The sequence below is a fragment of the Collinsella aerofaciens genome, assembly GCF_005844325.1.
Classification (GTDB): domain Bacteria; phylum Actinomycetota; class Coriobacteriia; order Coriobacteriales; family Coriobacteriaceae; genus Collinsella; species Collinsella aerofaciens_G.
This window is the reverse complement of the sequence record NZ_SPFY01000001.1, coordinates 25,175-37,923: the sequence shown is the minus strand read 5'-3', so window position 1 is coordinate 37,923 and position 12,749 is coordinate 25,175. Positions and strand designations below refer to the sequence as shown.

The following is a 12,749-nucleotide window of genomic DNA, read 5'->3' as shown; positions in this document are numbered from 1 at the left end:
GTTCCTTTCGAGTTCCTTGCAAAAAATGTATGACACCTCTGAGACACGGTGAGGTCATGCAAGCGCCTACTATAGCACGCTCCCCCTCAAAGGGATAGAACGAATTTGTCAAATAGGCAGGTATCATCACGATTTTCTCAAGATGTTCGTAATCCAGAGTAAAAGCGCGGTCTCAGAATCGGCCGAACCCTTGAGCGCGAGCTCCACATCAACGGCACCCTCGAGCGCTGCGACGAGCTCTGCCATCGAAAAGCGACGTGCCCAGGTCAGGTGATTCTTGACCTGCCAGGACTGGAGCTTGAGCGTTGCGGCCAGCTCACGACCCTGTCCGCGCGCATCGAGCGCCTTGGCAACGATAAGCTCGCGAATGCGGCCGCACAGCAATGTGTACGTCCACACGTAGCTCTTGGCGGGCATTAGATTGAAGAGCTCGAGCGAACGGCGCATGTCACGGGCCGAGACCGCATTGAGAAAGTCCCAGGGTTGAACCTCGGCCGTACGTACAATCCAGCGCTCAACGTCGGCAAGCTCAATCTGGGGCGCCTCGACCATCTGGGCAAGCTTAGCCAAGTCGTTATCGAGCATGCGAGTGTTTTCACCCGAACGCGAGACGAGCTCCTCGGCGGCCGCCGTCGAGATCGACTTGCCGTGCTGCGTCGCCATCTGCTGCACGCGGCGCGGAAGCTCCCAGCGCTTGGTGCCGGAGCAATCGATCACGGCCTTCTTGTCGATCTTGGCGATCGCCTTATACAGGCGCGTGTTCTTGGCAAGCGAGTCAGCAATGATGAGGCAGACCGTTGTGGGGCTGGGACTCGCCAAATACTCGACAAGCGGCTCCGAGACCGCCTTGGCGAGCTTTGAGCAGCCATCAAGGATTACCAGGCGAAACTCGCTGCCCATCGGAAAGGTGTTAAGCGATCCGATAATGGACTCGATATCGGGGTCCTTGGTCATGTCGCGCTCGTCGAGGTTGAACTCAACCATACCCGACTTTTCCAGACGCGCTTTCATACGCGAGACGGCGTGATCGCGCTTGACTCCGTCGGTACCGACAATCAGATATGCCGGCAGCAGACCGGTTTCGGACATTGCGCTCCCCTCCCGCAGGCCTTCGTATTCGCTCCGTGCCATTCTAGCCCAGGGGCCCACCACACGCCAACGACGTCGTCACGGTCGCTGGCATCGCATCGCAAAGCCATTCGCAGCCGGCGTGACGGTAATGTCGCCGTGTTCGATAGTGCACGCGAACACGCCGCCCGCTTCCTTAACGGCATCGATGCAGGCATCGGACGGATGGCCGTATCGATTCCCTTCGCCCGCACTCGCGAGGGAAAGCTCGGGCTTCAGGACGTCCAGCAACTCATCATCGACTGAAACCTTAGAGCCGTGATGCCCAAGTTTAAGTACGTCGATATCCCCCACCTCCTGCACGAATTCCCGTTCTTGGTCGATCTCGGCATCACCGGTGAGGAGCATACGCAGGCCCTTGCCTTCCTGAACATATGAGAGCAGCAGGACAAGCGAGTCCTCATTTCCCTCGCCATCCACGGACTCGAATGGCCACATCACGCGGGCGCAAAATGAGCCGATATCGACCGTATCCCCACGGCGCACCTGCCGATACTCCACGCCAGGTCGGTTCAATACCTCGGCAGGAGCATCCTCCAGCGCATCCGCCGCCACGGCAATCGTACCGACCGAAAACTGTTCGAGCACGGCAGGCAGACCACCCCAGTGATCCTCATCCCAATGCGTCACAAAGACGGCATCGATATGGTGCACGTTATTGCGAACCAACGCCGCCACCACGCGCTCGTCGAGCCCGCAGTCGACGAGCGCCACTGCGCCGCCCTGGCGAATAATAATCGCATCGGCCTGGCCCACATCGAGCACCGTCACCGAAGGCGGAGCGAATCGATCCCAGTAGACGTACGGAATCGCAGCCAAGAGCACCAGGCATGCAAGCCCCACCGCCATAGGACGTGCACGGGGACGCGGCCACCAGACAAGCAGAACCGCCAGCAAACACGGCACTAGGTAAATCCACATGCTATCGGGCGGCACGCTCACGGATGCACCCGGCACGGCGGCAAACAGCTGCTCAAAGAACAGCGCGCAACGGGCGGCAATCATGGGCACAACGAGCGCCCAAGTCCGCAACGGCGCCAGGAGCGAAAAGGGAACCAGCACGATCGATACGGCGAGCAGTGCGCTCACCACCGGACCGAGGACCGCATTTGCGAGCGGAGCAATGAGCGAGAACGTACCGAAGGCAGGAATGGTAATGGGAAGTGTCGCCAGTTGCGAGCACAGCGTGACGGAAAGCATGCTGGCAACGCCCGACGGAACACTCAGCTCACCCAAAGCGTAGGTCGCATAGGGGCAAAAGCACAGAATGGCTAAGACGCTGGCACATGAAAGCTGAAAGCCCATCTCGAACAGAACCGTCGGCCGCAGCAACACAAAGATGGACATGGTAACGAAGAGTGCCGATGCGCCGTGCCGGCGCCGCCCCGCGCCGTTTACGACAAGCGTCGCGAACACCATGCAGCACGCGCGCACGGCAGAGGGAGACGCGCCCGTAAAAGCAGCGTAGCCCACAAGCGTTATCGCCAATATCGCCCGTTGAAGACCGCGTGAACACCGAGTCTTTTGCAATACACCCTCGATTACAAACCCCACGATTGCCAAATGGCTGCCCGAGACGGCGATAAGATGCGCCGTTCCCGTCACCGAAAACCAGTCGCCCGCCGGCTGGGCGCGCAGCTCGGCCGAACGACCGCAGACGACACCGGCTATGAGTGCACGCGCCGGGTCGGTCGCAGGCGCGATGGACGCAAGCAGCCCATTTCGCAGCCGAAGCAGCGGCCCCGGAGAGTCTTCATCGACCGACAAAATCCGAACGACTTTAACCTTGCGCACCTCGCCTCGGAGCACGCGCGATCGTCCATACGCATCGTTCTCAAAACGTGAAACGCGACCGATAACACGCACGTGCGCCCCGACCTTGAGCTCGAGGTCGCACGATAGGCGAACCATTGCCAAGTTCTTACCGTCCGTGCGTGCCTCGCAGGTATAGGAATACACGTCGTCGTTTATGGATGGGTCACCCTGCACGACAAACTCAAGGCTGCTTGCCGCTCGACCGTCGAGCGCCTTCGAGGCGCTTAGCACGCCCACAGCCCACCACGCCGAGACGACCGCTCCCGCCACGAGACCGACGGACGCGGCATACAGCCACCGCTTCCAAGGGGCAAGCCGCGCACAAGATTGAGCCAGCACAACGAATACCGCCGCCGTAACGGGAATGGCCCATAGCGGCCCGACCGCCGAAGCCCGCTCCCACAGCAGCGCATCGGCGGCCACGTTGAGCACCAAGGCGCAGCTCATGCACATGCCGGCACACAGGGCCATCGTCCACGGCATCAGAGGCCGCGGAGGCATCACATGCTCGCGCTCGGTCGCACTCATACGCAGATGGAATCTTTGATTTTGGCAAGCTTCTTCTCGCCGATTCCCGACACACGCATCAGATCGTCAACCGAGGCAAAACCACCGTTCTTTGTCCGCTCATCGATAATCGACTGGGCCATGGAGGGACCGATGCCCGAGAGCGTCTGCAGCTCTGCCGCGCTTGCCGTATTGATATTTACTAGGCCTGTTACGCCACTCACGCCCGATGATGCGGAAGCCCCACCATCAACACCAGCTTCCGCAATGGACGCCTGCTGCTCCCCTACCGTTGGAACGTGAATCTTCTGTCCATCGACGACCTTAGATGCCCGATTGAGCCCCGTAACGTCTGCCTCGGGCGCCAGCCCGCCGGCGGCATCAATCGCCTGAGCCACCCGCGCGCCGTCCTTGAGACGATATACACCGGGCGACACAACGGCGCCATCAACATCGACATAAACCTCTGCCGCGGCAGACGCCTTAGGCGAAGAGCCTTCGGATGTCTTTCCGCTCGAGGCATCGCCGGATCCCGGCTCCACTAACGAACCCGAACCATCAGTGTGCTCAAACGACACACTGCCGGCACCGCCGCCAAGGTTCGCCATCGCCAGTCCACTCGCCATCGCAATGACGACCAGTATCGCCATCACCACTGCCTTATGACCGAGCAGCTTGTCCGCCAAGCGGTCCATCCGTTTGACCCGTTCGTGTTGTTCGCGCTGCGCCATAGCAAAACCTCCCAACAACATCGTGTCAGGAAAAGAGTCCTGCAACAGCCATTCTCCAAAACCGGTTTTCGCGGTCAAACCAAAAGCCGACCAAAACCTTGCGAAATACTGTCCATTTATTCAGGCACACGTCAGCAAATGAACACTTAGCCGCAAAATGCCCAGATAGCAAAAGACCGACGATGCAGACGCATCGTCGGTCTATGCACAAAATTACTCGTGATCTTGGTAAATCTCACGCGGAGCAAGCTCCGAATGTTTGCGTTTTAAGGTCTTAGGGGCCTTATACGTGTTGCTCTCGAAGTCGATGTACTCGGTCTGCTTGAGCAGGCGCTCGATCATCTCCTCGTGATCGAACAACTCCCAGGCCTCATGCACGGCATCGAGTTTAGCGTGCGTCTCGGGACGGCGCGGCATAAACAGCGTGCAGCAGTCGGGAGCGGCCTCAGTCGAGATATCGAACGTACCGATCTCCTCGGCGCGCGCGATGATCTCCTGCTTGTCCGAACCGATGAGAGGACGGAACACGGGGATCTTCACGGCCTCGTTGACAGCCATGATGTTCTCAAGCGTTTGGGAGGCAACCTGCCCAAGCGATTCGCCCGTAACGATGGCCTTAGCGCCCTCGATATGCGCGATGCGCTCGGCAACCGAATACATAATGCGGCGATACATGATCACGCGAAGGTTACTGGGACAGGTGACCGAAATCTCACGCTGGCAGTCGCCAAACGGCACCACGTACAGGCGGCCGATCTGGACACCCGGCTCAAGCGCACGGATGATATCCTGCACCAAATACTCGCTCGTATCGGGCGTCTGCGGACGACCGGAGAAATGTACCGGCACGCACACCGCGCCGCGACGCGCGAGCATCCAGGTCGCCACCGGAGAATCGATACCTGACGACAGCAGCGTCACGACCTTGCCGGCAGAACCCACCGGCAGACCGCCCACGCCGCGCTCGGAGCGCGCGTACACATAAACGCTACCCTGGACCACCAGTACGTGCACCATCGCATCGGGGTCGTGCATTTGAACCTTTTTATCGGGGAAGGCCTCACACAACACCTCGCCCACCTGACGATTGATGTCAATCGAGGTGAGCTCATAGTCGGTATTGGAGCGCTTAGCGTGCACCTTAAACGAATCGAAGGAACCAAACTCGCGCAGCGCCTTGACGGCGGCGGCGCAGTACTCCTGCGGGTCGCGGTTAGTGTGATACGCCAAAGACACACGAGCAACGCCGGGAACGGTGCGAATAACACGCGCCGCATCATCGGCCTGATGCTCGTTAAAGGTCACGAGGATATAACCGGAAATTCGAGACACGGCGTTCACGGAAAAGGCGGCCAAAGCCGCCTTAATGTTATCCATGAGGATATGCTCAAAATGTGCGCGGTTCTTGCCCTTCAGTCCAACCTCGTGATAGTGGACCAGGCAGACGCGAGCCGCCATTTAGGCTTCAGCAACCTTGTGGCCGAGCGCCTTCTCGTAACGGGCCTCGTCGTAAGAGATGTCGCCGTCGACAATCTCGTCCATAGCCATCGAGATGGTATCGGCACCGGAAAGCCCGATGGTGATGTCATCGACATCCTGGACGGCAAGCACGCGGTTGTGCTGGCCACGCAGCATGCTATTGATGTCGCAGGCGCGCTTGGAGGCAAGCGAAGCGAGCAGGAAGCGGTTGTGATCGGTCTTCTCCAGAAGATCGTCAATGCAAGGCTTTACAACGGACACGGACCTCAGATCCTTTCATGCATATCGAGAACGCGAACGAGCTCATCGGTCGCGCGGTCGAGATCGTCATTAACCACGACGTCGTCGTAGCGGTCGGCAAGGGCAAGCTCATCGGCGGCGTTTGCCATACGCAGCTCAATCGTCTCGGGCGTCTCGGTACCGCGACCGACTAGACGCTCGCGGAGCACCTCAAGCGAAGGCGGCTTGATAAAGATCAGCACGGCCTCGGGGAAACGCTCCTTCACCTGCAGGGCGCCCTGGACATCGATCTCCAAAATCAGAGACGAACCAGAGGCGAGCTTGGACTGGACCTCGCTCACCAACGTGCCGTAGCAGTTACCGTGGACCTCGGCCCACTCAACAAACTCACCGTTTGCCACGCGGCGGTCGAACTCCTCGCGCGTCAGAAAAAAGTAGTTGACGCCGTCGACCTCACCTTTGCGTGGTGCTCGCGTGGTAGCCGAAACCGTCAGGCCCAGGTTCGAGCGGCGCTCGCGCACACGAGTGACGAGCGTACCCTTGCCTGCGCCTGACGGTCCAGAAATCACAAAGAGCTTGGAATCCTGAGCGCTCACTTATTTGGTCAGCTGCTCGAGGAGCTGCTCGCGCTGACGGACGCCGAGGCCCTGGACGCGACGGGTAGCGGAGATACCGAGCTCCTCCATGATCTTGGCGGCCTTGGCCTTGCCATAACCAGGAAGAGACTCGATGAGGGTGGAAACCTTCATGCGGGAAGCGATGGGGTCATCGGAGTTGAGCACGGACTCGAGGGACTTCTCGCCCTTCTTGATCTGCTCGCGAAGCTCAGCGCGGGCGTGACGTGCGGCAGCAGCCTTCTCAAGAGCCTGCTTGCGCTGCTCATCGGTAAGCTGAGGGAGTGCCATTCGTACCTCCAAGTAGTTGGGTTATATCTGATTCAATAATTGGCATTTTAGCACGTAGAACGTACAAAATGCCCAATCGCGGCTCCATAGGTTAGACGATACCCGCAAAAAGTGCAATATACTGCGCCCAAAGTTAAGCCCCTGACCTGCGATTCCACACAAAGGATGGGAAAGTTTACGCAGGCACAGGGGCTATTTTGTGCTAATGAGACCCAAAAGTGGTGACTTGGGGGAATCTTTTACGCGACGTTTTCGACCAGCTCGGCGACGATGGCGTCAAAGGCGGCAACCGGATCGTCGGCGCCGGTGATGGGACGGCCCACCACAATATGACTTGCGCCGCGCTCGATAGCCTGGGAAGGCGTCGCCACGCGGGACTGGTCACCAAGGGCGGCACCCACCGGACGCACGCCCGGAGTCACGATCAGGGCATCAGAACCCAGCAGCTCACGCATGTCGTGAGCCTCCATCGGCGAGCACACGATGCCATCGATGCCGTTGGCCTGAGCGAGCTTTGCCAGGCGGGCGGCCTCCTCGGACACGGGCGACTCGACGCCGATCTCGCTCAAGGCATCCTGATTCATGCTCGTGAGAACGGTGATGGCGACGAGCTTGGCGCGGTCCTCGCGCGCCTCCTCGGCACCCTCGCGGCAGGCAGCGAGCATGGCGCCCGAACCCAAGCCGTGAACCGAGAGCAGGTCGGCACCAGCAAGCGAGGCCGAACGGGCGGCGCCGCGAACCTGATGCGGAATATCATGGAACTTAAGGTCGAGGAAAACCTTAAAGCCCAAATCCTTGAACGTCTTGACGATCTCAGGACCCTCGGCGTAATAGAGCGTCATGCCAACCTTGAGCCAGGCGGCATGGCCCGAAAGCTCGTGGGCAAGCTCGAGCGCACGCTCACGGTCGCAGTCGAGAGCGACGATAACACGGTCGCGGGCATCGGTCTCTAGCATTCGAACGCACCTACCAGTTCGTTGATGTCCTTCACGCCCTGAGACTCGGCCCAGGCCTCGAGCTCGTGCGCGATCTTGAGCGAAGCGCACGGATCGACGAAGTTGGCCATGCCGACCGACACGCAGGTGGCGCCGGCCAGAATAAACTCGGCCGCATCCTCGCCCGTCATGACGCCGCCGACACCGTTGATGGGGATATCGACGGCCTGGGCAACCTCCCAGACCATGCGCACGGCGATGTGGTGGCACAGCGGGCCCGAAAGGCCGCCCTTGGGCTTGGCCACGCGGGACTTGCGGGTATGGACGTCGATGGCCATGCCCTGGATGGAGTTGATGACCGAAAGGCCGTCGGCACCGGCAGCCTCGAGGGCCTTGGCAATCTCGGCAACGTTAACCGGAGCCATCTTTACGAACAGCGGCTTATCGGTCACCTTGCGGCAGGCAGCCATAACGGAAGAGGCGCCCTCGGGCGTGGAGCCCATGGCGGCACCGCCGGCGGCGATATTAGGGCAGCTCACGTTGATCTCGTAGCCGGCAGCCCAGGGGCACAGTTCGACATACATCTCGAGTGCGCGGACAAACTCGTCAACGGAGTGGCCGGCAACCTGACAGATGACCTGGCAGCCGTCCTTGGAGAGCTGCTCGAGCCACGGACCGGACTCGCGGGCAAAGGCGGCCACGCCGGGGTTCTGAAGGCCCACGGAGTTGATCATACCGCCGGGAATCTCGGCCATGCGGGGCGCGGGGTTGCCGGGCCAGGGCTCGGCAGCGCAACCCTTGGTGGTGATGGCGCCCAGCTGGGAAACATCAAAGAAGTTCTGGAACTGCCAACCGTAGCCAAAGGTACCGGCTGCGGTGTTGATGGGGTTCTGCATCTTGACGCCGCCGAAATCGACGGCCATGTTCACGGTACCCACTAGAAGACCACCACCTTGGAAGCATCGAACACGGGGCCGCACATGCAAGCACCCTTCATACCGTCGACCGTTTCGACATTGCAGGTGTTGCAGGCGCCAAAGCCACAGCTCATCATGCGCTCAAGCGACACCTCGCAGTACGCACCGGCCTCGGCAGCGGCAGCGGCGACTTTCTTCATCATGACAGCGGGGCCGCAGCTGGCCACATAGTCGTAGCCGCCCTCGCCGAGCAGCTCGGCTGCCGGGTCGGTGCAAAAACCGTGCGTGCCCAGCGTGCCATCGTCGGTGCACACGTTAACCGTGGCGCCCAACGCACGGAACTCATCGACACCCACGGCCTTGGAAGCGGTGCCAAAGCCCAGGCAAACGTCGACATCCACGCCCTGCTCGACAAGAATGCCGGCGAGGCACAGCACGGGCGGAACACCGATGCCGCCCGCCACGAGCAGCGCCTTCCTGGTGCCCTCGGGAACAAGCCAGCCGCGGCCGCCAGGGCCCAACAGGTTGGACTTGGAGCCAGGGCCCATCTGGGACAAACGACGGGTATCGTCGCCCACGACGGCGTACCACAGCTCGACGGTGCCGGCCTCGGCGTCGGCGCGGTAGTAGCTCAGGGGCACGCGAAGCAGCGAGGACGCATCGCCGGGTACGGCGATGTTCACAAACTGACCGGGCTTGAGCGCACTTGCAAGCTTGGGGGCCGAGATGACGAGCGAGAAGATGCCGTCGGCAATCTCCCGGTTCGAGACGACCTCGAAGTCGTGCATGCGTGCAGTGGAAGGTGTGGGCATAGACGCTCCAATCCCCCATGCGGTTGCATGGTCCAAACGAATAGAAAGCGCGGCACCGCAAGGGCACCGCGCATAAAAGCGATAAGGCTATGCTAGCAGATGCAGCCGTCGGCAAGCGTCTGCTTACCGCCGACAAACACATCGGTGGCACGACCGGTAAGCGTGCGGCCGGCAAAACCGGAGTTCTCGGCGCGTGACTCGTAACCGTCCTCGCCAACCGTCCAGGTTGCGGAGGGGTCGAACACGGTCAGGTCGGCAACGGAGCCCGCCTTGACCTGAACCTGGTCGAGGCCCAGAATCTCACGCGGCTTGATGGCCATGAGCTCGACCATGCGAGCCATGCTCATCTTGCCCGTGTTGACCAGCTCGGTGAGCACGAGCGACAGCGAGGTCTCGAGACCGATCATGCCAAAGGGCGCAAGCTCGAACTCGCGGGCCTTCTCCCACGGGGTGTGGGGAGCGTGATCGGTGACGATAACGTCGACGGTACCGTCGATGACACCCTGACGGATGGCCTCGGCGTCCTCGTCGGTGCGCAGCGGCGGATTGACCTTGAGCGAGGTGTTGTAGGTCTCGTCCAGGTCGTTCTCGGTCAGGAACATGTGGTGCGGGGTAGCCTCGCAGGTCACCTGGACACCGGCGGCCTTACCGGCACGCACGAGCTCCAGGCCGTGAGCGGTGGAGATGTGCTGGATGTGCAGCTTGGCACCGGTCAGCTTGGCGATCTCAATGTCGCGGGCGATCTGAAGCTCCTCGCCGGCAGCCGGCCAACCCTCGAGGGCCAGACGAGTCGAGACCTTGCCCTCGTTGATCTGACCGTGGCCGACCAGATCCTCGTCCTGGCAGTGGCTCATAAAGACCTTGCCGAACATCTTGCCGTAGTCCATGCAGCGACGGAGCATGCCCGCGCCCTGCACGCCGCGACCGTCGTCGGTGAAGGCGACGGCGCCGTGGGCGACCATATCGCCCATCTCGGACATGGCCTCGCCCTTAAGACCGCGGGTCATGGCGCCCGACGGATAGACGCGGCAGTGGCCGACCTCGGCAGCGCGGGCCTTGACGAACTCCACGACAGTGCCGTTATCGGTGACGGGATCGGTGTTGGGCATGGCGCACACGCCGGTGAAGCCGCCCTTGGCAGCAGCACGGGTGCCACTCTCGATATCCTCTTTGACCTCGTAGCCGGGCTCGCGCAGGTGCACGTGCATATCCACCAGGCCGGGGACGAGATACTTGCCGGAAAGGTCGCGGACCTCGGCTCCCTCGGCGGCGAGGTTCTCGCCGACCTCGGCGATCTTGTCGCCGTCAATCAGGACGTCGACGACACCGTCAAGCTCGACGGACGGATCGACGACGTGGGCGTTCTTAAGAAGCAAGGCCATTATCGGCACCTCCAAGCAGCAGATACAGGATAGCCATACGCACGCAGATGCCGGCGTAGACCTGCTCCAGGATGACGGAGCGTTGCGGGTGGTCGGCCATATAGGAGTCGAACTCGACGCCGCGGTTGATGGGGCCCGGGTGGCAGATGATCGCATCGGGCTTCATGAGCTTCTCGCGATCCTTGGTCAGACCGAAGAGCTTGTGGTACTCACGAATCGTGGGGAACGGTGCGCCCTCGAGGCGCTCCTGCTGCACGCGTAGCATATAGACGACGTCCAGCTCGGGCAGGACGGAATCGAGGTCGCTCGTCACGTGGTCGCAGCCCAGGACCTCGGGCGCCGGCGGCAGTAGCGTGCCGGGGGCGACGGCGTAGGTCTCGCAGCCCATGATCTTAAGGGCGGGGATCAGCGAGCCGCACACGCGGGAGTGCGCGATATCGCCGACGACGGCGACCTTCAGACCGTGGAAGTCACCCTTGTGCTCCCAGATGGTATACAGGTCCAGCAGGGCCTGCGTGGGGTGGTTGTGCTTGCCGTCGCCGGCGCAGATAACGCTCGCGGGCGAGTTCTGCGTGACGATGTAGGGCGCGCCGGCGTGCTTGTCGCGCACGACGATGCAGTCGATCTTGTAGGCGTTGAGGGTCTCGACGGTGTCGACAAGGCTCTCGCCCTTGACCGTGGAGGTCGAGGAGCCGCCAAAGTTGAGGCTGTCGGCCGAAAGACGCTTCTCGGCGAGCTCGAAGGAGCTGCGGGTGCGCGTCGAGGGCTCGTTGAACATGTTGACGATGGTCTTGCCCTTGAGCGTGGGGACCTTCTTAATCGCACGCTCGTTGACCTCGGAGAACGCCTTGGCGGTCTCGAGGATGAGCTTAATGTCCTCTTCGGAGTACTCGGTAATGTCGATCAGGTGCTTATGGTTGAACGCCACGGTACTACTCACCTCCCAGCGGCGCAGAACCCACGTGGGAGCCCGGCGCGACGTCGTTGATCTCGACAGCGGTACGGCCGTCGACTTCCTTCATATATAGGTGCACGTTCTCCTCGTGCGACGAGGGAACGTTCTTGCCGACAAAGTCCGGCGAGATGGGGAGCTCGCGGTGACCGCGGTCAACGAGAACTGCCAACTCAATGCGGCTCGGACGGCCCAGATCCATGACGGCGTCCAGAGCGGCGCGAATGGTACGGCCCGTGTACAGGATGTCATCCACCAGCACGACGCGCTTGCCGTCGACGCTGAAGGGAATGTTGGTAGCGTGGATCGCGGGAGCGAAATTGGTCGCATAGTCATCGCGATAGAAGCTGATGTCCAGGCTGCCAAGCGGAACGTCGACACCCTCGATCTCCTTGATCGCCTCGGCGAGCTTCTTTGCCAGAAGGTCGCCGCGCGTGACGATGCCGACCAGAGCGAGGTCTTCACAGCCCTCGTTGCGCTCGAGGATCTCGTGCGCGATGCGGGTCATCGCTCGGTTGACGGCGGTCTCGTCCATGATGACCGCCTTGGGGGAAGTCGTGCCCATCGATCTCCTTCCTCACATGTCTTGACTGTTGACACAGTCAAAAAAATAGATGCCCGACCGCTCAAAGCGGACCAGACACCCACAAGGAAGGGCTGCTCTATGGCAGCTATGTAATTCCATGTGGGTATCTCGTACCCCTTTAATGGTCAAGGGATAGTGTAGCCAACCTCGAGCTTAATTGCGAGCATAAATACGGAGCAATCCGTAAACGGAGCCCAACGCTCAATAAACCTATATATATTTGTGGGACGAGCTTGAAAACCTTGTTGCGAGCTGGCATAATCCCCTCTGCTGCACGCAAATCGGATCTACGTCCAGGGCCGTGGCGTGGGCACTATCGCCAAAAGAGAAATATCTCTGTGTAGATTACGCACAGGGAGC

General features: G+C 60.9%; 13 protein-coding genes. All 13 read right to left on the bottom strand.

The annotated features are described in order from the left end of the window. Window positions 1–126: 126 nt before the first annotated feature. Entirely contained in the window at window positions 127–1,089 is a 963-nt protein-coding gene (holA, locus tag FGQ61_RS00175; RefSeq protein WP_138374181.1) for a DNA polymerase III subunit delta, read from the bottom strand. A gap of 78 nt (window positions 1,090–1,167) precedes the next feature. Next, on the bottom strand, window positions 1,168–3,471 hold the full coding sequence (locus FGQ61_RS00170) for a DNA internalization-related competence protein ComEC/Rec2 (protein ID WP_138374180.1): 2,304 nt from the start codon (window positions 3,469–3,471) through the stop codon (window positions 1,168–1,170). Next, window positions 3,468–4,181 carry a helix-hairpin-helix domain-containing protein gene (locus FGQ61_RS00165; RefSeq protein ID WP_138374179.1) on the bottom strand — a complete coding sequence of 238 codons (714 nt, stop codon included), beginning with the start codon at window positions 4,179–4,181 and terminating at the stop codon, window positions 3,468–3,470. The genes FGQ61_RS00170 and FGQ61_RS00165 overlap by 4 nt, the downstream gene beginning before the upstream one ends. A 213-nt stretch (window positions 4,182–4,394) precedes the next feature. Next, window positions 4,395–5,639 (bottom strand): tRNA uracil 4-sulfurtransferase ThiI, encoded by a 1,245-nt coding sequence (gene thiI / locus FGQ61_RS00160; RefSeq protein WP_118289040.1) that lies wholly within the window; start codon window positions 5,637–5,639, stop codon window positions 4,395–4,397. After that, window positions 5,640–5,921: a DNA-directed RNA polymerase subunit omega gene (locus tag FGQ61_RS00155; RefSeq protein WP_035138532.1), complete on the bottom strand. Its 282-nt coding sequence runs from the start codon at window positions 5,919–5,921 to the stop codon at window positions 5,640–5,642. It abuts the gene before it with no gap. 5 nt (window positions 5,922–5,926) lie between these two features. Further along, window positions 5,927–6,496 (bottom strand): guanylate kinase, encoded by a 570-nt coding sequence (gene gmk, locus FGQ61_RS00150; protein WP_138374178.1) that lies wholly within the window; start codon window positions 6,494–6,496, stop codon window positions 5,927–5,929. After that, window positions 6,497–6,805, bottom strand: a complete 309-nt coding sequence (gene mihF, locus FGQ61_RS00145; RefSeq protein ID WP_006236130.1) for an integration host factor, actinobacterial type — start codon at window positions 6,803–6,805, stop codon at window positions 6,497–6,499. It lies immediately after the preceding gene. Between the two features lie 239 nt (window positions 6,806–7,044). Continuing rightward, the gene (pyrF, locus tag FGQ61_RS00140; RefSeq protein WP_138374177.1) at window positions 7,045–7,761 is read right to left on the bottom strand and encodes an orotidine-5'-phosphate decarboxylase; all 717 of its coding nucleotides are present in this window, start codon (window positions 7,759–7,761) and stop codon (window positions 7,045–7,047) included. Next, window positions 7,755–8,663 (bottom strand): dihydroorotate dehydrogenase, encoded by a 909-nt coding sequence (locus FGQ61_RS00135; RefSeq protein WP_006236128.1) that lies wholly within the window; start codon window positions 8,661–8,663, stop codon window positions 7,755–7,757. The genes pyrF and FGQ61_RS00135 overlap by 7 nt, the downstream gene beginning before the upstream one ends. Before the next feature lie 14 nt (window positions 8,664–8,677). Then, window positions 8,678–9,445, bottom strand: a complete 768-nt coding sequence (locus tag FGQ61_RS00130; RefSeq protein ID WP_138374260.1) for a dihydroorotate dehydrogenase electron transfer subunit — start codon at window positions 9,443–9,445, stop codon at window positions 8,678–8,680. 116 nt (window positions 9,446–9,561) lie between these two features. Next, the gene (locus FGQ61_RS00125; protein WP_138112661.1) at window positions 9,562–10,851 is read right to left on the bottom strand and encodes a dihydroorotase; all 1,290 of its coding nucleotides are present in this window, start codon (window positions 10,849–10,851) and stop codon (window positions 9,562–9,564) included. After that, entirely contained in the window at window positions 10,835–11,779 is a 945-nt protein-coding gene (locus tag FGQ61_RS00120; protein ID WP_035138537.1) for an aspartate carbamoyltransferase catalytic subunit, read from the bottom strand. The genes FGQ61_RS00125 and FGQ61_RS00120 overlap by 17 nt, the downstream gene beginning before the upstream one ends. A gap of 4 nt (window positions 11,780–11,783) precedes the next feature. Next, window positions 11,784–12,368, bottom strand: coding sequence for a bifunctional pyr operon transcriptional regulator/uracil phosphoribosyltransferase PyrR (pyrR, locus tag FGQ61_RS00115; protein WP_138374176.1), 585 nt, complete (start codon window positions 12,366–12,368; stop codon window positions 11,784–11,786). Between the last annotated feature and the right edge of the window lie 381 nt (window positions 12,369–12,749).